Origin of the sequence: Chryseobacterium sp. MMO-72, assembly GCF_037146035.1 — a bacterium.
Lineage (GTDB): Bacteria > Bacteroidota > Bacteroidia > Flavobacteriales > Weeksellaceae > Chryseobacterium > Chryseobacterium indicum.
Window position 1 is genome coordinate 98,762 of the sequence record NZ_JBBCWG010000009.1, and the last position, 19,192, is coordinate 117,953.

21 protein-coding genes and 1 pseudogene are annotated in these 19,192 nt (G+C 36.5%); 16 read left to right on the top strand and 6 right to left on the bottom strand.

The features are described from left to right. Nucleotides 1-21 precede the first annotated feature (21 nt). From nrfD to ypfJ, 11 genes are all read left to right on the top strand, one after another. Entirely contained in the window at nucleotides 22-1,419 is a 1,398-nt protein-coding gene (gene nrfD / locus WFH39_RS13285; protein ID WP_027381049.1) for an NrfD/PsrC family molybdoenzyme membrane anchor subunit, read from the top strand. Further along, entirely contained in the window at nucleotides 1,406-1,927 is a 522-nt protein-coding gene (locus tag WFH39_RS13290) for a DUF3341 domain-containing protein (protein WP_076393898.1), read from the top strand. The genes nrfD and WFH39_RS13290 overlap by 14 nt, the downstream gene beginning before the upstream one ends. Continuing rightward, nucleotides 1,920-2,639 carry a c-type cytochrome gene (locus WFH39_RS13295; protein WP_336690259.1) on the top strand — a complete coding sequence of 240 codons (720 nt, stop codon included), beginning with the start codon at nucleotides 1,920-1,922 and terminating at the stop codon, nucleotides 2,637-2,639. Before WFH39_RS13290 ends, WFH39_RS13295 begins: the two co-directional genes overlap by 8 nt. 8 nt (nucleotides 2,640-2,647) lie before the next feature. Beyond that, a complete protein-coding gene (locus WFH39_RS13300; RefSeq protein ID WP_076393902.1) occupies nucleotides 2,648-3,979 on the top strand; it encodes a quinol:cytochrome C oxidoreductase in 1,332 nt (443 codons plus the stop codon). A gap of 160 nt (nucleotides 3,980-4,139) precedes the next feature. Next, complete coding sequence (locus WFH39_RS13305; protein ID WP_336690260.1) at nucleotides 4,140-5,153, top strand: hypothetical protein; 1,014 nt, start codon at nucleotides 4,140-4,142, stop codon at nucleotides 5,151-5,153. Nucleotides 5,154-5,203: 50 nt separating this feature from the next. After that, the gene (locus WFH39_RS13310) at nucleotides 5,204-6,403 is read left to right on the top strand and encodes a hypothetical protein (protein ID WP_336690261.1); all 1,200 of its coding nucleotides are present in this window, start codon (nucleotides 5,204-5,206) and stop codon (nucleotides 6,401-6,403) included. 3 nt (nucleotides 6,404-6,406) lie between these two features. Then, nucleotides 6,407-6,943 (top strand): adenine phosphoribosyltransferase, encoded by a 537-nt coding sequence (locus WFH39_RS13315; RefSeq protein WP_336690262.1) that lies wholly within the window; start codon nucleotides 6,407-6,409, stop codon nucleotides 6,941-6,943. A gap of 190 nt (nucleotides 6,944-7,133) precedes the next feature. Then, nucleotides 7,134-7,829: a tetratricopeptide repeat protein gene (locus WFH39_RS13320; protein ID WP_214587651.1), complete on the top strand. Its 696-nt coding sequence runs from the start codon at nucleotides 7,134-7,136 to the stop codon at nucleotides 7,827-7,829. Between the two features lie 3 nt (nucleotides 7,830-7,832). Next, nucleotides 7,833-8,351, top strand: coding sequence for a 6,7-dimethyl-8-ribityllumazine synthase (ribH, locus tag WFH39_RS13325; protein WP_214587652.1), 519 nt, complete (start codon nucleotides 7,833-7,835; stop codon nucleotides 8,349-8,351). Nucleotides 8,352-8,513: 162 nt separating this feature from the next. Then, nucleotides 8,514-10,598, top strand: coding sequence for an LTA synthase family protein (locus tag WFH39_RS13330; protein ID WP_336690263.1), 2,085 nt, complete (start codon nucleotides 8,514-8,516; stop codon nucleotides 10,596-10,598). 81 nt (nucleotides 10,599-10,679) lie between these two features. Next, nucleotides 10,680-11,531 carry a KPN_02809 family neutral zinc metallopeptidase gene (gene ypfJ / locus WFH39_RS13335; protein ID WP_336690264.1) on the top strand — a complete coding sequence of 284 codons (852 nt, stop codon included), beginning with the start codon at nucleotides 10,680-10,682 and terminating at the stop codon, nucleotides 11,529-11,531. A 54-nt stretch (nucleotides 11,532-11,585) separates the two neighbouring features. Here the strand turns inward: ypfJ and WFH39_RS13340 are convergent, their stop codons facing one another. Next, complete coding sequence (locus tag WFH39_RS13340) at nucleotides 11,586-12,440, bottom strand: GLPGLI family protein (protein ID WP_336690265.1); 855 nt, start codon at nucleotides 12,438-12,440, stop codon at nucleotides 11,586-11,588. Between the two features lie 272 nt (nucleotides 12,441-12,712). Between WFH39_RS13340 and WFH39_RS13345 the strand changes: the two genes are divergently transcribed. From WFH39_RS13345 to sufD, 5 genes are all read left to right on the top strand, one after another. Further along, complete coding sequence (locus tag WFH39_RS13345; protein ID WP_214587656.1) at nucleotides 12,713-13,042, top strand: HesB/IscA family protein; 330 nt, start codon at nucleotides 12,713-12,715, stop codon at nucleotides 13,040-13,042. 80 nt (nucleotides 13,043-13,122) lie between these two features. Continuing rightward, nucleotides 13,123-14,571, top strand: a complete 1,449-nt coding sequence (gene sufB, locus WFH39_RS13350; protein ID WP_076393922.1) for a Fe-S cluster assembly protein SufB — start codon at nucleotides 13,123-13,125, stop codon at nucleotides 14,569-14,571. An 11-nt stretch (nucleotides 14,572-14,582) separates the two neighbouring features. Continuing rightward, nucleotides 14,583-14,996, top strand: a complete 414-nt coding sequence (uraH, locus tag WFH39_RS13355) for a hydroxyisourate hydrolase (protein WP_336690266.1) — start codon at nucleotides 14,583-14,585, stop codon at nucleotides 14,994-14,996. Between the two features lie 29 nt (nucleotides 14,997-15,025). Next, nucleotides 15,026-15,769: a Fe-S cluster assembly ATPase SufC gene (gene sufC / locus WFH39_RS13360; RefSeq protein WP_336690267.1), complete on the top strand. Its 744-nt coding sequence runs from the start codon at nucleotides 15,026-15,028 to the stop codon at nucleotides 15,767-15,769. Nucleotides 15,770-15,871: 102 nt separating this feature from the next. Then, the gene (sufD, locus tag WFH39_RS13365) at nucleotides 15,872-17,179 is read left to right on the top strand and encodes a Fe-S cluster assembly protein SufD (RefSeq protein ID WP_336690333.1); all 1,308 of its coding nucleotides are present in this window, start codon (nucleotides 15,872-15,874) and stop codon (nucleotides 17,177-17,179) included. A 100-nt stretch (nucleotides 17,180-17,279) separates the two neighbouring features. Here the strand turns inward: sufD and WFH39_RS13370 are convergent, their stop codons facing one another. The 5 genes and pseudogenes from WFH39_RS13370 to WFH39_RS13385 form a co-directional block, all read right to left on the bottom strand. After that, complete coding sequence (locus tag WFH39_RS13370; RefSeq protein WP_336690268.1) at nucleotides 17,280-17,417, bottom strand: hypothetical protein; 138 nt, start codon at nucleotides 17,415-17,417, stop codon at nucleotides 17,280-17,282. A 2-nt stretch (nucleotides 17,418-17,419) separates the two neighbouring features. Then, nucleotides 17,420-17,590, bottom strand: a complete 171-nt coding sequence (locus WFH39_RS13375; RefSeq protein WP_336690269.1) for a hypothetical protein — start codon at nucleotides 17,588-17,590, stop codon at nucleotides 17,420-17,422. Nucleotides 17,591-17,887: 297 nt separating this feature from the next. Then, nucleotides 17,888-18,112 (bottom strand): annotated as a pseudogene (locus WFH39_RS21230) (SMI1/KNR4 family protein); the annotation flags it as partial. A 101-nt stretch (nucleotides 18,113-18,213) separates the two neighbouring features. Continuing rightward, complete coding sequence (locus WFH39_RS13380; RefSeq protein ID WP_336690270.1) at nucleotides 18,214-18,684, bottom strand: SUKH-3 domain-containing protein; 471 nt, start codon at nucleotides 18,682-18,684, stop codon at nucleotides 18,214-18,216. A gap of 43 nt (nucleotides 18,685-18,727) precedes the next feature. Beyond that, complete coding sequence (locus WFH39_RS13385; protein ID WP_336690271.1) at nucleotides 18,728-19,186, bottom strand: SUKH-3 domain-containing protein; 459 nt, start codon at nucleotides 19,184-19,186, stop codon at nucleotides 18,728-18,730. Nucleotides 19,187-19,192: the final 6 nt, after the last annotated feature.

Consider the following 19,192-nt stretch of genomic DNA (forward strand, 5'->3'; position numbering starts at 1 on the left):
TAAATAATAAATAGGTAAAAAATGTCAGGACATTACGAAGCTCCGATAAGGGAACCTCTAATTATTGGTCACAAAACTTATCACGATATCACGGAAGATATTGCACGACCTATCGAAGAAAGAGCAGGCAAATTATGGTGGATTTCATTATATGCAGCCTTAGTTCTATTCATCTATGGATTCGGATGTATCGCTTACACTATCGGAACAGGTATTGGAGCATGGGGACTAAACAGAACTATTAACTGGGGATGGGATATTACTAACTTCGTATGGTGGGTTGGTATCGGTCACGCCGGAACCCTAATCTCAGCGGTATTATTATTATTTAGACAGAGATGGAGAATGTCTGTAAACAGATCTGCAGAGGCGATGACAATCTTTGCGGTTGTACAGGCGGCAATCTTCCCGGTTATCCACATGGGTAGAGTTTGGGTAGGATATTGGGTATTCCCTTTACCAAACCAGTTCGGTTCTCTTTGGGGGAACTTCAACTCTCCTCTACTTTGGGACGTATTTGCGATCTCTACGTATTTCTCGGTATCAACAGTATTCTGGTTCATGGGATTAATCCCTGACTTTGCAATGATCAGAGACAGAGCGAAGACACCTTGGACTAAGAAAATTTATACTTTCCTTGCATTCGGTTGGGGTGGTAAAGCAAAACACTGGCAAAGATTCGAAGAACTATCTTTGGTTCTTGCAGGTTTGGCAACTCCGCTTGTATTCTCAGTACACACTACCGTATCTTTTGACTTCGCAACTTCGGTTATTAAAGGATGGCACTCTACAATCTACCCTCCTTACTTCGTTGCCGGTGCGATTTTCTCAGGATTCGCAATGGTACAGACGCTATTGTTAGTTGCCAGAAAAGTATGTCACCTTGAAGATTACATTACTATGTATCATATCGAAATTATGAACATCGTAATCATCTTAACGGGTGGTATGGTAACTGTAGCTTACGCAACTGAATATTTCATCGGATGGTATTCAGGATCAAGATTTGAAGATTTTACATATCTTTCTCCTGGTGCTGCTGTTGGACCTTACTGGTGGGCTTTCTGGTCACTAATTATCTGTAACCTTGTTGTTCCTGCTTCTTTCTGGTTCAAGAGACTGAGAACGAATATTATCTGGACATTCATTGTTGCATTAATTATCAACATCGGTATGTGGTTTGAGCGTTTTGACATTATCGTAATTAACCTTTCCAGAGATTATCTGCCTGGTTCTTGGACGATGTTTAAGCCAACAATCATTGATGTGGGAGTATATTTAGGAACAATCGGGTTCTTCTCTGTATTATTCTTATTATACGCAAGAACATTCCCTGTAATTGCACAGGCTGAATTAAAATCGATTTTGAAAATCTCAGGTGAAACTTATAAAGCAAAAGAAGGAGATGAGCACCACTAAAATTGTATACGGACTTTATGCGGACGACGACGATTTAATGAACGGCGTTAAAGCATTCAACGATAAAGGAATCAAAATAAACGAAGTCTATACTCCGTTTCCGGTTCACGGACTAGATAAAGCTTTAGGGTTAAAGAAAACAAGAATTTCTGATGCTGCTTTCATCTACGCTTGTTATGGAGTTACGATCGGTGCTACTCTTACATGGTATGTAATGAACCACGACTGGCCTCAGAACATTGGAGGTAAACCAGCTTTCGACTGGGCTCACAATATGCCGGCTTTCGTAGTACCAATGTTCGAACTTATGGTATTCTGCGCAGCACACATGATGTCATTAACTTTCTTGGTAAGAAACAAAATGTATCCCGGAGCGCCTGCACAAAACCCGGATCCAAGAACAACGGATGATAAATTCTTAATGGAATTTGTAACTGAAGATGTAGAATCTGTAAAGCAGTTGCTTATTGAAACTGGAGTTGAAGAAATAACTGTTAAAGATGCTTAAAATGAAAAAGAATGTATTAAAAATTACAGCAGTTTTAGGTTTAACAACAGTTTTACTTAACTCTTGCGGACCAAAAGAGAATACTCCGCTGGTCTATTTCCCGGATATGTATTTTCCGGTAGCATACGATCCATTGATGAAAGCTCAGGATGCTTATTCAGATCATGAAAATGAAATCCCTGCTTTTGTTAAAAATAATTTTGCAACAGGTCTTTCTCCTGTGGAAGGATCCGTAGCTCAAAATAAAGATGGTGTTTTCGAAGAAGGATTACTTCCAAAAACACCGGATGAATACAATGCTGGTTATGATGCTTCAAAAACAGTAACGGGTTCTCCTTTAAACCCAGCAAACGCTGCAAAAGATCTTGAAAGAGGTAAAAGTCTTTTCGAGAAAACTTGTTCAGCTTGTCACGGTGTCGGAGGAGACGGACAAGGACCAATCGTTCAGTCCGGAGCATTCTCTGGTGTACCAAACTATGCAGACAGAGATATTACTGTAGGATCTGTTCATTATGTAATAACCAACGGTAGAAACGCAATGGGATCTTATGCAGGACAACTAAACGCCGGAGACAGATGGAGAGTTGCCATGTATGTGATGAATGCTTTCAAAAAAGGAGCGGCAGCACCTGCGGCGGCTACAGCAGCAACAGCTACGACAGCAGCTGCCCCTGCGAAATCTGAAACGATGACTACCGAAACTAAAAAATAAGAAAAGAAATGTATAGTTTTTCACCAAAATTAAAATCAACTTCTATAATCCTTCTTGTTGTAGGTTTAGTTCTTTTTGCTGTTGGTTTCTTTATGAATAAAGGAATTACTACTGAAAAAATAGAACACATGATGGAAGCGGTTCATGCTTCTGGTCATACAGCTCCTACGCATTCTAGTGAAATGGTAGGACCTCAGGATCACGCAGCTCACCTTGAGCATGCTACTCTTCAGGTTCATAACCAGCCTTTAGCGGCAATACATTTTGTAGCTGTATTTTTCTTTGGAGTAAGCTGCTGCGTATTATTCTTCTATTCTATTCAGCACGCTGCACATGCAGGTTGGCCAATTATCATTACAAGAGTAATGGAAGCTATTGCTTCTTATATTCCTTACGGTGGTGCTATTTTAATCATTTTAATGATTTTAAACATCACACACCAAGGTCACCTTTTCCATTGGATGGATCCGGAATTAACAGACCCAAATTCTGCTCATTTCGATGTGATATTATTTGAAAAAAGAATTTTCTTAAATATCCCTTTCTATGCAGTAAGAACTTTCATCTATGTATTAGGAGCTTCTTTCTTCGCTTGGAAACTGAAAGCTCAGTCTAAAAAAGTAGACGAAACAAAATCAAGAGTAGAATATCAAATGCTTTACAGATGGGCAGTAGGATATATCGCATTCTTCGGTTTTGCTTCTGCAGCTTGGGCTTGGGACTGGTTGATGTCTATTGATCCTCACTGGTATTCTACTATGTATATTTGGTATTCAATGGTAAGCTGCCTTTCAAGTGGTATTGCGGTAATCATTCTTCTAAGTGTTTATTTAAAGAAAAACGGATTCCTTCCACAGTTCAACGATAACCACTTACACGATTTAGGAGTATTCCTATTCGCGACAAGTATGCTTTGGACGTATACATGGTTTGCACAGTTCATGTTATACTGGTACGCAAACATTCCGGAAGAGGTTAACTATTTCTTCGGAAGATTCCAGCACTACTCTCCTACTTTCTTGCCAATGCTTATTGTAAACTTCTTATTACCGTTATTGGTATTAGTAAGCAGCAGCATCAAGAGAAACTACAAAGTGGTTACAACAATGGCAGTAGTCGTAATTTGTGGTCACATCTTAGATTACTTCAATATGGTAATGCCGGGAACAGTAGGACCATACTGGAAAACTCCTGAAGTATTTATCTTAATCTTAGGAGCAATCTTATTCGTAGTTGGATTATTTATGTTCACTGTGCTTTCAGCATTATCTAAACTTAAACTGATCCCTACAGGTAACCCTTACCTTCACGAATCTGAAATTTATGAATATCCTTTCTAAGGAATTTGTAAAAAGATAAAAACAAAAAAGACTGATTATAATGATCAGTCTTTTTTTGCTTTTTTGTGCAGAAATAAAAAAAACAATGCAACCTTTTTAAGTTTTCGTTGTCATATAATCAAAGAATGATTTAACTAAAAAAACATTAATTGTATCAATCATGAAGAAAAATCTACTGTTATTATTTCTAACAATCGTTGTAAATTTCGTCAATGCACAAAGCATCACTTTCATTTCGGAAAAAACCAATAAACCACTTCCTAAGATTTCGGTATTTGGGAAAGACGGAAGTATTGTAGCCTACTCCGATATTGATGGAAAAATAGACAAACAATCCATAAAACCGGATCAGGAAAAGTTTCAGCTGATCTACGATAATATGTCTGTCGCTACTTTGTCCTATGCAGATTTTGACAAAGAAATCATTAAAGTGGATGACAGAATAAAAGATATCGAACGTGTGATCATAAAAAATAATAAACCCGCAAAATATATTTTTGTAAAAGGAAACTTTAACTCTTACGTTACCGTAAACAATAAGTTAAACTGCTACACAGACGGAATCATTACTTACATTTTTGATAATGAAACAAAAAAACTGAAAAGTGCCGATGTAGAACAATACAGAGCATTCAGGATTGAAGACAAAAATGTTGATAAAAAATTGACAGCATCCTTTGATTATGGCAAAATGATGAATGTACCTGAGATGAAAGACGTTGGAAATATTCAGGAATTTAAAAAAAGAAATGCCGTCATTAAAGAACTGAAAGGTGACCGAAAAGATCAGATCGAAATTGCTCACAGTGCTTTACAGGAAAAAGAAGTAAACTTTTTAGGATACCGTTTTTACGATGTAAGAGTAATCTCAAATGCTTCTTACGAAAAAGAAAGCAATAAAACCTTAAGAGATCTTCTGGAATTTAACGATATTCGATTTATCAAATTAAAGCACAAAAGTGAACCGGACTACAATCAGTTGATTTACTACAGCAATTTTTATCCCGCAGAAATAGAATTCAGAAATGATAAAGATATCGAAAGTGTAAATTTGAATACCAATAAAAGCAGCTATACTACAAAATACTGGGAAGATTCATCTTTTCCGAATATGCAGACTGTTTTCAATTCGTTTTTCAGAGATCAGCTAAAAGAACAACAAAATAAAAAATAAAATACTCTATTAATAATGGTTTTATTATTTTTGTGGTAAACCGAAAAAAAATGAAAAAGTTTTCTTTTCTACTAATTTTCAGCCTGTTGCTTTTTACAGCATGCAAGAAAGATCATGTAGATGCTACCAATACCAAAACTTTGCAGTCGAGTATCAATGATATGACCGCAAGTTTACCTACCATTAAACAGATTAAATTTAACGAAGCGCTTTACATCCTAAAAACTTTCGGAGTGGAAGCCGATGGCGATGTTGCCGAACTGAAAGCTTTAGGACAGTTGATTGACGGTAAAAAAGTGCCGGAAATTATGGCAATGGCAGATCAGGTAGCCCAAAAAAACGGAATCGAATGGGCAAGTACAGCTCCACCGTCATTAGGAGAAATGAATATCTTCGGAAATGACAAAGCTAAAGAAAGCGATTCGAATGACGTAAAAGCCAATTCATTGAGCATTACCACAAGACCGACAGGAGATGACGGAACCGGAGCTCCTACTGCGCTTCAGATTGTTCCGAGATTAGTTGATAACGCCGGAAATCCCGTATCCTTTACAGGAGCAGGTCTGGAAGCAACGCTGGAAGTATTCAGCAATGGAGTAAAGCTTTCCACGGCTAAAAATTTAATGCAGGATAACAATTTCAAAGGATTTAATTTAAAATTCTCTTCACTTCCTGCTGCTAAGGTTGTTGATAATAAAATCGATATCACGGTTTCTGTAAAAACAACTGCGAAAACTTTCAAAATGACAAAAATCGGATTGGATGTAAATCCTCTTTTACTGAAAGTTCCGGCTGCACCGAAAGTAGATTCAACAGCAGTTATTCAGGATCCTGCCGTAATCGATCCGAACAATCCGAATGCGACCGTTCCTTCTGCAACAGATCCGAATGCAACAGCTCCAACAACTCCTGCAGCACCTAAACAACCGGCTGCAGATCCAAAAAGCACGGTTTCAGGATTTTTAAATAACGTAAGCGCTCAAAACTTAAAAGCTGCATATAATTCTGCAAGTAACCCGAATTGGGGAAGCTATGAGTCATTCTCGAACCCGACTTCAGGATTTGGTTCGGTGAAAAATGTAAGCGTAAAAAACATCACCACGAATGCTTCCAATGCAACTTCTGCAAGTGTAAATGCAACGTATGATGTAACGGATAAAAGTGGAAAAACAACTTCGCTGAAAGCAACTTTCGGACTTAAAAACGTAAACGGAGACTGGAAAATTTCCAGCTACAAAATCAATCCGTAAAAAATGGCATCGCAGCAGCTTATCACAAAACTGGAAGAAACCATTGAAAATATACCTGATTTTCCGATTCCGGGGATTCAGTTTAAGGACATCTCTCCTATTTTCCTGAACCCGAAACTGTATGAAGAGGTGATTGCAGATCTGGTACAATTCAGCAAAGGAAAAGTAGATGCGGTGTGCGGAATTGAAAGCAGGGGTTATCTTTTCGGGATTGCCATCGCCGTTGCATTAGAAGTTCCTTTCATTTTAATCCGAAAAGCAGGAAAACTTCCGCCACCCGTTATTTCAGAAGAATATGATCTCGAATATGGAAGTGCTGTGATTGAAACCCGTGAAGGACAGTTAAAATCCGGACAAAGAGTTTTGATTCATGATGATCTTTTAGCAACCGGAGGAACAACTGAAGCTGCCGCTAAATTGGTTGAGAAACAAGGCGCAACCGTTTCCCAATTCAGTTTTCTAATTGGATTAAAAGATTTAAAAGGCAAAGAAAAACTGAAAAAGTTTAATTCAGAAATCTATAATATTTTAGAATATTAAATTTCAAAAAATAGGACAAAATGCTCTGGAATTCGTTTTCCGGAGCATTTTTCATGATTAACTATTCACAATTCACTCATTCACTTGTAATAATTTCCTTTAATTATTCAAATAAAATCAACAATACACACAAAGTATTTTGTAAATCATTCAGAAACAATTAAATTTGCATTTCAATTTTTAATAATTTATGGCAAAAATTACAAACGAGCAGGAAGGTAAAGAAACTGTTGAGTTTTTTAAAGATCTTGACAGAGAAGCTTTAAACACAGAAAGGTTCCTTGAGAAATATTCAAAACCTTTGGGAATTGTTTTCGGACTACTTATTTTAGGAGTTCTGGGCTTCTTCGGTTACAAGCAATTTGTTGTAACTCCTAAAAATGCAGAAGCTGTAAAAAGTTTCCTGGCTGCTCAGAAAAATCTTGCTGACGGTAAAGATAAAGAGGCTTTAGGCGGAAAATCTGCTGCAAATCCGGGTTTCTTAGGAACTTATAACGAATATTCTGCAACCAACGTAGGAAAGCTTTCTGCTTACAACGCAGGTTTGGTGAAATTCAAAGAAGGTAAATTTCAGGAAGCTTATGATCTTTTAGATAGTTTTTCATCCGACAACAAAACATTGATGGCAATGAAATACGGAGCGATGGCAGATGCAAAATCCGGTCTTAACAAAAATGATGAAGCACTTCAGTTATTAGACAAAGCGGCTTCAGCTTCAGACGATCCTTACACAACGTATTATTTTACGAGAAAAGCCGGTATCTTGGCTTTAGGATTAAAGAAAAATGCAGAAGCTAAAAAGTATTTTGCAACAATTGACGAAAAATATCAGGACTACGACAACGGAATGTCTGATTCTTATATTGAAATGACTAAATATTACTAAACAATGGCAACAGTTAATCTTTCTGATTACAAGCCACTTAACATAACCAATGCCGATGATTTTTCTATCGGCATTGTTTTTTCTGAGTGGAATGATTTTGTAACCTACAATCTTCGTGATGCAGCTCTGGAAATCCTTCAAAAAGAAGGAGTAAAATCTGAAAAAATCTCTCTTTTTCCGGTTCCGGGAGCTTTTGAGTTAAGCTACGCAAGTATGCAGCTTTGTAAAGAGCGAAAATTTGACGCAGTAATTGCGATCGGATGTGTGATCCGTGGAGAAACGCCTCATTTCGATTACGTTTGTTCGGCGGTTGCACAGGGAATTAAAGATTGTAATGTTCTCACAGATACTCCGACTATTTTCTGTGTTTTAACGGACGATACGAAAGAGCAGTCGATTGCAAGAAGCGGCGGCGATCTTGGAAACAAAGGGGTTGAAGCTGCCGTTACGGCTTTGCAGATGATTGATTTTAAAAAGAACCTTTCGGGCAGAAAAGGGAACATCGGATTTGGAAATTCGTAATTTTCCGAACTGAAAAATATTTAAAAAGGACTATTCTTCAATAGTTCTTTTTTTGTCCCAGAAAGTTATCTCCCGAATATATATTGTGGTATTTTTAAAAATTATGCGCTCAAATAATATTCAATACTTATTTTTGTAAGAATTCATATTCAAATCATAACAATGTTTGTTCAGAAAACAAAACCATTCCTTTATTTAGGAATCTTTTACCTTATCATTTCTTTAATCATAAGGATTGTATTTTTCTTCCATCCCATTACCACAGCAAGTTTTGGAGTGTTTGAAGTGTTAAAAATAATTTTGGTGGGTGCTCTCAATGATGCTTTGGTTTTTATTTTAGCCAGCACTTTTTTAGCCCTCTATTTTTTATTTCTATCCAATTCAAAATATCAGAAACCTTACGGACAGATCATTTTGGGGATTTTAGTCCTGTTTTTTCTGTACATCCTTCTGATTCCTAACAATATATTCAAACAATACGGGGGCTCGGTCGCAGAAATCGCGCTGGCTTTTATCGGGTTAAAAATTATCAGCTTCGCGCTGATGCTTTTCCTTCCGAAACAACGTTTGAAAATACGGAATGTACTTTATTTCATAACGCTTTTTCTGTACGTTCTACTCATCGTATTCAACGCAGTAAGCGAATATTTCTTCTATAATGAATTCGGATTGAGGTACAATTTCATCGCGGTAGATTATCTCATTTACACCAATGAAGTAATAGGAAACATCATGGAAAGCTACCCTGTGGTTCCTCTTTTCTCAGTAATTTTTCTGGTAACACTCTCGATCACATTTTTCATTTTTAAAAGAACTAAAAAAGAGCTTTTGGATCTTCCGGATCTGAAGCAGAAATTTATTTTACTGGGATCGTTTATTCTTTTGATCGGAGTAAGCTTATTTGGATTGAATTTCACTACAAAAATGAAAGGAAACAGCGTTTTTGAAGAAGAAATTCAGGCAAACGGTCTTCCGAAATTCTATTGGGCATTTACCCACAACGAGCTGGATTATTTTCAGTTTTACCCTGAAATCAATCAGAGTCAGGCAGAAAAAAACTTTTTGAGCCAGTTTACTCCACCTGTCCTGAAAAGAAATATTGTTTCTGCAGAACCGGAACTGAAAAAAAATGTCGTCTTAATTTCTATTGAAAGTTTATCCGCAGATTTTTTAGCACATTATGGAAATACACAGAAAATCACTCCTTTTTTAGACAGTCTGGCCGATAAATCATTAATGTTTACCAATCTTTACGCTACCGGAAACAGAACCGTCCGCGGTCTTGAAGCGTTAACGCTCTGCATTCCTCCTACTGCCGGAGAAAGCATTATTAAAAGAGAGAACAACAAAAATAAATTTACCACAGGAAGTGTTTTCAAATCAAAAGGATATGATGTAAAATTTTTGTACGGAGGGTACAGCTATTTCGATAATATGCAGGATTTCTATGCCGGAAACGGTTATGACATTGTCGACAGAAATAATTTCAAGCCGGAAGAAATTACGTTTGCAAACGTTTGGGGCGTTGCTGATGAAGATATGGCAAAAAAAGCCATCCAAACCATGAATGCCGAAGCAAAATCCGGAAAGCCGTTCTTCAATCACTGGATGACGGTTTCCAACCACAGACCTTTTACCTATCCTGAAGGAAAAATTGATATCCCCGGAAATGCGAAATCCCGTGAAGGCGGTGTAAAATACACAGATTATGCTTTGAAAAAATTCTTCGAAATGGCTAAAAAACAGGATTGGTATAAAAACACGGTCTTCGTGGTCATTGCAGATCATTGCGCTTCCAGTGCAGGAGATACAGAACTTCCGATGGATAAATACCGAATTCCTGCGATGGTTTTCTCGGAAGGATTTATCCAGCCGCAGAAATTTACCCAAACCATGTCTCAGATCGATGTGATGCCGACTGTTTTAGGTCTGCTGAACTTCAGTTATCAATCGAAATTTTTAGGGCAGGATGTTTTCAGCAAAGAATTTCAGCCGAAAGCTTATGTAGCAACCTATCAGGATTTAGGATTTGTAAAAGATAATTATTTAACGGTTATTTCTCCTTTAAGAAAAATTAAGCAATACGCTTTGGTTCAGCAGAAAAACAATCTCGCTCCGGAATTTAATATTTATTTTGATGAAAATCCTTTAAAAGAAAAGGAACAGAATAAGCCGATGGTGGATGCAACGATTTCAGCATATCAGTCGACTTCTTTCTGGCTGAAAAAAAATCAGCTGAATCGATAAATATTTTGAAAATATCATAATCCGCACAAAAATTGTACGGTTTAAATTTTTAAATTTACCAACAAATAAAAAATACAAACTATGAAATGGACGGACGACAGAGGCGGTAATGTGGAAGACAGACGCGGACTTGGCGGCGGAGCCGTTGTAGGAGGCGGACTGGGAACGCTTATTATTGCTGCAATTATATTCTTTTTGGGAGGTGATCCTTCCTCGATTCTTTCTTCGGGAGCGGGTGCCGGATCTCCGAGAACGGAGCAGAGAGAACTGACTGCGGAAGACAAAAAAATCGGAGAAATGGTAGACATGATGGGAAAATGGAACATCACGACTTGGGATCAGGTTTTTCAGGAAAACGGAATGCAGTACACTCCACCGAAAATTATCCTTTTTTCGGAAACCACACAATCCGGCTGCGGAGTGGCACAGTCTGCAATGGGACCTTTTTACTGTCCTGCAGATCAGTCTGTTTATATGGACATGAGCTTTTTTAATGAACTTCAACAAAGATTCGGCGCTAAAGTAACGGAATTTACGGTAGCGTATGTTTTGGCACATGAAGTGGGACATCATGTTCAGACGCTTTTAGGAACAACGCAAAAAGTGGATCAGCTACGAAGAAGCGGACAGTATTCTGAAGCAGAAATGAACAGAGTTTCTGTTGCCACAGAACTTCAGGCAGATTTTTACGCAGGAGTGTGGGCAAGAAGAACAGATGCTGAAAAGCACATTTTGGAACCCGGAGATATTCAGTCGGCTATTGAAGCGGCTGAAGCGGTAGGTGATGATAATATCCAGAGAAGATCACAGGGATACGTTAATCAGGAAAGCTTTACGCATGGATCATCTGCGCAACGTAAAGAATGGTTTATGAAAGGATACAATACCGGAGACATCCGACAGGGAGATACTTTTAACCAGCTTTTGAAATAATTATTTAATCAGCCAAATAAAAACCCTGAAGAACCAATCTTCAGGGTTAATTTTTTATTGTAATTCTATGGGGTTGCTGTTTCTTTTTGCTTCCTCTTTTACTCTTTCTTCCATACGTTTTCTGAAATCCCCGGAATTTCCTCCACCGAATCCACCGCCGCCACGGTTTCCGCCACCACCGTCAATTCTCACCGGCGCACCCATTCCGCCGCCCTGTGTCATAAATGACATCGGATCTGCCATGAATTTTTTCTGCTGTTTTACATAATCGTCTCTTTTCACTTTAATGATATTTCCGAACTGATTCATTGTTGGGAAATCTGCGATTTTGTAATTTTTCATCAAATCGAAAGAATATTCTCCTTTATCGTCCTCTACTTTCACGATAAGTCCGGGCAGTCCGCCGAATTTGTATGGTCCGTCCTGATAAGGTAGATCTGTGGTAAACCACGCCGTCCATTTTCTTCCTCCAAAATCTGTTTCTGCTTTCTGAACTTTATAATCTCCGATTTTTGTGGTTTCTGAAGCAATTTTCCAGTTGATCGGACGGTCTTCCTCGTAAGTATAAATATCTCTTCCGATTCTGTCTTTGAAGGTCATTTTCTGGCTTTTCTTATCTTTTTCAATAGAATAATTGATGTTTGACCGTAAAGCTTCCATCTGATCTCTGTTAAAACCTCTTGCTCCTCCACTTTGTATGGCTGCCTGAATGACAGAATCTCTTTTAATTCTGTTTTCGGAATAAAAAACAGATTTTTCCGGAGAAATATCCAGATACGCATTTTCTGTTTTGGTATCATTTTTATTGGATGCATCGGGTTTCATCGTCACCTGATATACAAATCTGTTGGTTTGTGCAAAAGCGGTCTGCATGAACAGAGCCAAAGCAAGAATGCCTAATTTTTTCATTTATAGTATATTTTTTTGTAAACCGTAATTTTAAAGACTACACAAAAAAACCGTGAAATCTTTATTTATTTATAGATTTAAAATCCCGATCAAAGTTAAATCAAAAACTACCTAAAGCGTTTCTATTGTGGAAACTTTAAACATTTTTAACAATAAATTCATCCGCGAAATACATCTATTAAGAACAGAATCATTAAAATAGATATCTTCGATTTGAGATTGCGGAAATTAGTTCGTATTTTTGCATTATTAAATCATTCTAAATAAATACAATGATAAAAGTATCAGATCAAGCAAAAGCAAAAGCCATTCAGCTGATGACAGAAGATGGTTTTAAGCCTTTTGAAGACTATATAAGAGTGGGAGTAAAAAGCGGAGGATGCTCTGGTTTAGAATATGTACTGAAGTTTGACAACGAAAAAACAGATGCCGACCAGATTTTTGAAGACAATGATATCAAAATTATTGTAGATAAAAAATCAATCCTCTATTTGGCTGGAACCACTCTTGAATATTCAGGAGGTTTAAACGGAAAAGGATTTGTTTTTAACAATCCGAATGCATCCAGAACCTGCGGATGCGGTGAGAGTTTTTCTTTGTAAAAAAGACATTGGATGCAGATTTCAGATGTAGATAAAAAATCAGATCTGAAATCTGTCTTCTAAAATCTTAAAAAAAAATAATGAATAAATATACTGAAGACGATCTAAGAGTCGATCTGGAAAATAAAAAATACGAATTCGGATGGGAAACAAAAATCGATTACGAAGATTTTCCAACGGGTTTAAATGAAGACATCGTCCGTGCAATTTCTGCTAAAAAAGAAGAGCCTGAATGGATGACGGAATGGCGTCTGGAATCTTTCAGAATCTGGCAGAAAATGACGGAGCCGGACTGGGCAAACATTAAATATGAAAAGCCCGATTTTCAGGCAATTAAATATTATGCTGCACCAAAAGTAAAACCTGAACTGGAAAGTCTGGACGAAGTAGATCCTGAACTGCTGAAGACATTCGAAAAATTAGGAATCAACATCGAAGAACAGAAAAGACTTTCAGGAGTTGCGGTAGACATCGTAATGGATTCCGTTTCTGTAAAAACAACGTTTCAGGATACGTTAATGGAAAAAGGAATTATTTTCTGCTCCATTTCAGAAGCGATTAAAAACCATCCTGATTTAGTAAGAAAATATCTTGGAAAAGTAGTTCCGAGAGGAGATAATTTCTATGCAGCTCTTAATTCCGCAGTATTTTCCGACGGAAGTTTCTGCTACATTCCGAAAGGCGTAAGATGTCCGATGGAATTATCAACCTATTTCAGAATCAATCAGGCAGGAACAGGTCAGTTTGAAAGAACACTTGTCATTGCAGATGAAGGAAGTTATGTTTCTTACCTTGAAGGCTGTACAGCTCCGTCAAGAGATGAAAATCAGCTTCACGCAGCGGTTGTTGAGCTGATCGCAATGGATGATGCTGAAATTAAATATTCTACCGTACAAAACTGGTATCCGGGAAATGAAGAAGGAAAAGGTGGGGTTTTCAATTTTGTAACGAAAAGAGGACTTTGCGAAAGAAATGCAAAAATCTCATGGACTCAGGTTGAAACAGGTTCTGCGGTAACGTGGAAATATCCGTCTTGTATTCTGAAAGGAGATCATTCCATCGGTGAGTTCTACTCTATCGCCGTAACGAACAATCACCAATATGCAGATACAGGAACCAAGATGATCCACATCGGTAAGAATACCAAATCTACCATTATTTCCAAAGGTATTTCCGCAGGAAAATCCAATAATTCATACAGAGGTCTGGTAAAAGTAATGCCTTCTGCAAAAGGAGCTAGAAATTTCTCTCAGTGCGATTCTTTACTGATGGGGAATGAATGTGGAGCTCATACTTTCCCGTATATTGAAATTAAAGATCCGACTGCACAACTGGAGCACGAAGCAACCACTTCAAAAATCGGGGAAGACCAGATTTTCTACTGTAACCAGAGAGGAATTGATACCGAAAGAGCTATCGCTCTGATTGTTAATGGTTTCAGCAAAGAAGTTTTAAATAAACTGCCAATGGAATTTGCCATTGAAGCTCAGAAATTACTTGAGATTTCTCTGGAAGGTTCTGTGGGATAAATTGATATACAATGAAGAAGTTATTATTTATATTTTTCTCTGTAATGTATTTAGGTTTATATGCCCAAAACAGCAAAGAATTTCAGTTATCAAGCCATATTCTGGATATTTCTACAGGAAAGCCGGCTCCAATGGTAGAAGTCGAGCTTGAAAAATACAATGATTCCCAAAAGTGGATCTTTGTAGCGAAAAAGAAGACAGATAATAACGGAAGAATAGCCGATTTTCTACCTTTCACCAAAAACAAAACAGAGAATTACGGAAAGTACAGGCTGAAATTCCTCACAGAAAATTATTTTATTAATCAGAAAACAGAAAGCTTTTATCCCTATATCGAAGTTGTATTTCAGATCAAAAGCGAAGAACATTACCATGTTCCGATTACACTTTCGCCATTCGGATACTCCACATACAGAGGAAGCTAGTAAATTTATAAAGAAAAAGTTTAACAATAATGTTACAAATTAAAGATCTCCACGCCAAAATTGAAGACGGCGCAGAAATATTAAAAGGAATTAATCTTGAAATAAAACCGGGTGAAGTTCACGCCATTATGGGACCGAACGGAGCCGGAAAATCTACGCTTTCTTCTGTAATCGCAGGAAAAGAGGATTATGAAGTTACAGGCGGCGAAATTATTTTCGGAGGTGAAAATATCATCGAAGACGCTCCAGAAGAAAGAGCACACAAAGGAATTTTCCTTTCTTTCCAGTATCCGGTAGAAATTCCGGGCGTTTCTGTAACCAACTTCATCAAAGCAGCGATGAACGAAAACAGAAAAGCTAATGGGTTGGGAGAAATGCCGGCAAAAGAAATGCTGGCAATGATTCGTGAGAAATCTGAAAAGTTAGGCATTAAAAAAGATTTCCTTTCAAGATCTTTAAACGAAGGATTTTCCGGAGGTGAGAAGAAAAGAAATGAAATTTTCCAGATGATGATGCTTGATCCTAAACTGGCTATTCTTGATGAAACCGATTCCGGATTGGACATTGATGCGTTAAGAATTGTTGCAGATGGTGTAAATGCTTTCAAAAACGAAGGAAATGCAGTTCTTCTGATTACCCACTATCAGAGATTGCTGAACTATATTCAGCCTGATTTTGTTCACGTTTTAGCCAACGGAAAAATCATCAAAACCGGTGATAAATCTCTTGCGTTAGAGCTTGAAGAAAAAGGTTACGACTGGCTTTTAAATTAATTAAAAGATTAAAAAATTCGGAGATTTTATCTGATCTCTTAGTTTAACAATTTCAGCCAAACAAAAAAAGAAAAAATGGTGCAAACCACAGATATACCAGTAATGGCATTAAAAGAACAGATCATACAAAACCATAATGAATTTTTGGAGAGCCTTCGTCACAGATTTCTGGATGAAGATCGTAAAGCAGCTCTTCAGAGGTTCGAAAAAGCTGGTTTTCCTACAAAAAAGGACGAAGAATATAAATATACCAACTTAAAGGAAATTACCGAGAAAGCTTATAACTTTTTCCCGAAAGAAAGTCACAACATTACCAAAGAGCAGTTGGATCAGCTTCATTTAGGTGAAGAGAATTTCGACTGGATTACTTTCGTGAACGGTAAACTTCATAAAGAATTATCTAAAGTTTCCATTGAAAATCTTGAGTTTCTTTCATTCAATTATGCATTGAATGATGAGAAACACAGAGATGTTTTCGAGAAATATTTCAATACGATTGCTGAAGATCAATCTGCTTTCACGAATTTGAATCAGGCATACTGCAAATACGGTTTCTTTTTGAAGGTTCCGAAAAATGTAGTGATTGAAAAACCGATTCACGTTTTCTATATTTCTCAGAATCAGGAAGAAAACACATTCTACAATACGAGAAATTTATTAATCGTAGAAGAAGGTGCCAAAGTGGAAATTATTGAGAGTCATCACAATTTTGACAGTACTTATGTTCTGACCAATTCTGTGACGGAAATTTTTACTTATCCGAATGCAAAAGCGGACTGGCATAAATTACAGAACGACAACGATACTTCTTATTTAATTGACAATACTTTCGCAAAACAGGAAAAAGATAGCTTAACAACGGTAAATACCTTCTCTTTCGGAGGTAAACTGGTAAGAAATAATCTGGATTTCATTCAGAACGGATCGAATATCAATTCATTCATGAACGGAATTACCATTATCGGAAAAGATCAGCTGGTGGATCATCATACGGCAGTTCACCACAATCAGCCGAACTGTGAAAGTTACCAGAATTACAAAGGTATTTTCGACGGAAAATCTCATGGGGTTTTCAACGGAAAGGTTTTCGTTGATAAAATTGCCCAGAAAACGAATGCTTATCAGCAAAATAACAATGTTTTATTAAGCGAAGGAGCAACAATTGATACCAAACCTCAGCTTGAAATTTTTGCAGATGATGTAAAATGTTCTCATGGCTGTACAGTAGGACAATTGAATGAAGATGCATTATTTTATCTGAGAGCAAGAGGTATTTCTAAAAAGGAAGCTCAGGCGTTATTGTTATATGCTTTTGCGAACGATGCCATGCAGAACATTGACATCGAGCCATTAAAAGAAAAGATTTCAAAGCTTCTGGCAGAGAAGCTTCAGGTTGATATAGAGTTTTAACAATATATAATTGATCAATACGAAGGCTGTTTCATTTTTGAAGCAGCTTTTATTTTTTTTTACTCTTAAAAATTGTAATCGTAAAGAATATTTTTTAAAATCAATTTCTGTGTTCAAAGAAAATCAATGAGGTTGGATCGTAGTTTTCAATAAAAACCTCTACAAAATCTGAAAATGTATTGGTCGTTTTACAATAAAACTCATCCCTCATATCGGGAAATTCTGTATAACCTTCCATATCTAACCCATAAACTGGTGGATATCTCCCTCATCCAAAAATATGTAATTGATAAATATCGAACCATCCATCTCGGAAACAACCCAAAAGTCTTTAGAAATCAGTTTTTCTAATCCAAAATCTTTTAGATTGGCTTTTGCCATTTTAGTTTTGTCATTAACAAACTCAAACATAGAACTTAGTCCCGTTGAACTAATTGGTTTAAAATACTTTCCTGTTAAGGTTAAATCATCATCAATATACTTATGAATAGTTTAAACAAAATGAATATCAATGTATTATACTTTAGCATATGTTCTTTATAATCATCAGGTAGTGAGTTGCCTATTAAGATTTCTAAATTATGGACATCTGTCTGATGAATCGAATCGTATATTTTAATAAACTCTAATATGTTCTTTTAAAGGCATCGATTTGTGTGTTTGTCTTGTGAGAAACAAAAATACGGCAACTTATGGTTGCCATTAAAATTATAAATCATCAATAGACTTTATTTCTAAAAATTCCTCTAAAGTATTGTTGTAAAAAATTGACTCCATTTCATCATGACGGAAAAGATAAATTTGTCCATTTTTACTACCATTTCCTACATAAATGCATACTATGTGACCAACTCCTGTATTGGCAAAAGGCAAATACTCATAAAGAGGTGCTTTTTCTTCTACCTTTTGTTCCGCTTCTTTTACAGCCTGTTCTGTTGCTTCTTTGGTTTTGCCAGATTCTAAAGCTTGGCGGTTTTGGAGATTTGTTTGGCTTCATCTATAAAAACAAAAGGGCTATTTCTAGCCCTTAAAAATTAATAATCTTTCTCCCACATCTGGGTTTCAGGATTCCAGCCAAAAGTATCGGAGTAATCTTCCATGATTACTTTTTCTATCCCTGTTTTAAAATCGTCGGAAACTAAACATGGAAAATCTCCAGACATATAGACTTTGCCATCAGCATCACATTCTAATCCTGCATTATCCAATAGATAGTAAGCAATTGGGAAAGTAAAAGTATTACCATAATATCTAGGATTTTTTAGAAAGCCTTCAATTTTATAAATACCTTTTGTTAATGTTTTAAAATTCATAATTCCAGTGACATCATTTTTATTGTATTTATGTGTTTCGACCTCTAAATCTCCATATTCATATAAAAAATCTTTTAAGAATTGTGGAAAATTTTCAAATCCTTTTATCTTATCAAATTTTGATTTTATATTTCGACCTTCAAACCAGCCTGCTTTTTTAAATTGCTTTTGTACTTCTTTTTTGAATTCCATGGTATATTTAATTATAAAAAGGGCTATTTCTAGCCCTTAAAAATTAATATTCATCTACCCATTGTTTAATCTCTGGATTCCACTGTAAAGTATCGGAATAATCTTCCATAATTACTTTTTCTATTCCTGTTTTAAAATCATCAGACACTAAAACTGGAAAATCTCCCGACATATAAATTTTGCCGTCTGCATCACACTCTAATGTAGCATTATCTAAATCATAATATGCAATAGGAAAGGTAAATTCCCCACCATAATATGCTGGTTCTGTAAGATATTTATTTACTAAAAAATATCCTTTTGCAAGAGCATTAAAATCTAAGCTTCCATCTGCATATTTTGTTAAAGTTTTTAATTTTAAACCTCCATACTCATATAAAAAATCTTTTAAAAACTGTGGAAATTTTTCAAATCCTTTTATTTTATTGAAAGTTGTTTGGACGTTTCGCCCAGAACTCCATCCTGCTTTTTTAAACTGTTCTTGTACTTCTTTTCTAAACATAATAAT

Excerpts from the sequence above, each read along its gene's own strand:
- WFH39_RS13375 (WP_336690269.1), bottom strand. The coding sequence starts at position 17,590 with ATGTTTGAGTTTGTTAATGACAAAACTAAAATGGCAAAAGCCAATCTA.
- WFH39_RS13370 (WP_336690268.1), bottom strand. The coding sequence starts at position 17,417 with ATGGAAGGTTATACAGAATTTCCCGATATGAGGGATGAGTTTTATTGT.
- sufB (WP_076393922.1), top strand. The coding sequence starts at position 13,123 with ATGAATAAATATACTGAAGACGATCTAAGAGTCGATCTGGAAAATAAA.
- nrfD (WP_027381049.1), top strand. The coding sequence starts at position 22 with ATGTCAGGACATTACGAAGCTCCGATAAGGGAACCTCTAATTATTGGT.
- WFH39_RS13295 (WP_336690259.1), top strand. The coding sequence starts at position 1,920 with ATGCTTAAAATGAAAAAGAATGTATTAAAAATTACAGCAGTTTTAGGT.
- uraH (WP_336690266.1), top strand. The coding sequence starts at position 14,583 with ATGAAGAAGTTATTATTTATATTTTTCTCTGTAATGTATTTAGGTTTA.
- ypfJ (WP_336690264.1), top strand. The coding sequence starts at position 10,680 with ATGAAATGGACGGACGACAGAGGCGGTAATGTGGAAGACAGACGCGGA.
- WFH39_RS13385 (WP_336690271.1), bottom strand. The coding sequence starts at position 19,186 with ATGTTTAGAAAAGAAGTACAAGAACAGTTTAAAAAAGCAGGATGGAGT.
- ribH (WP_214587652.1), top strand. The coding sequence starts at position 7,833 with ATGGCAACAGTTAATCTTTCTGATTACAAGCCACTTAACATAACCAAT.
- WFH39_RS13310 (WP_336690261.1), top strand. The coding sequence starts at position 5,204 with ATGAAAAAGTTTTCTTTTCTACTAATTTTCAGCCTGTTGCTTTTTACA.
- WFH39_RS13320 (WP_214587651.1), top strand. The coding sequence starts at position 7,134 with ATGGCAAAAATTACAAACGAGCAGGAAGGTAAAGAAACTGTTGAGTTT.
- WFH39_RS13380 (WP_336690270.1), bottom strand. The coding sequence starts at position 18,684 with ATGGAATTCAAAAAAGAAGTACAAAAGCAATTTAAAAAAGCAGGCTGG.
- sufC (WP_336690267.1), top strand. The coding sequence starts at position 15,026 with ATGTTACAAATTAAAGATCTCCACGCCAAAATTGAAGACGGCGCAGAA.
- WFH39_RS13305 (WP_336690260.1), top strand. The coding sequence starts at position 4,140 with ATGAAGAAAAATCTACTGTTATTATTTCTAACAATCGTTGTAAATTTC.
- WFH39_RS13340 (WP_336690265.1), bottom strand. The coding sequence starts at position 12,440 with ATGAAAAAATTAGGCATTCTTGCTTTGGCTCTGTTCATGCAGACCGCT.
- sufD (WP_336690333.1), top strand. The coding sequence starts at position 15,872 with ATGGCATTAAAAGAACAGATCATACAAAACCATAATGAATTTTTGGAG.
- WFH39_RS13345 (WP_214587656.1), top strand. The coding sequence starts at position 12,713 with ATGATAAAAGTATCAGATCAAGCAAAAGCAAAAGCCATTCAGCTGATG.
- WFH39_RS13315 (WP_336690262.1), top strand. The coding sequence starts at position 6,407 with ATGGCATCGCAGCAGCTTATCACAAAACTGGAAGAAACCATTGAAAAT.
- WFH39_RS13290 (WP_076393898.1), top strand. The coding sequence starts at position 1,406 with ATGAGCACCACTAAAATTGTATACGGACTTTATGCGGACGACGACGAT.
- WFH39_RS13300 (WP_076393902.1), top strand. The coding sequence starts at position 2,648 with ATGTATAGTTTTTCACCAAAATTAAAATCAACTTCTATAATCCTTCTT.
- WFH39_RS13330 (WP_336690263.1), top strand. The coding sequence starts at position 8,514 with ATGTTTGTTCAGAAAACAAAACCATTCCTTTATTTAGGAATCTTTTAC.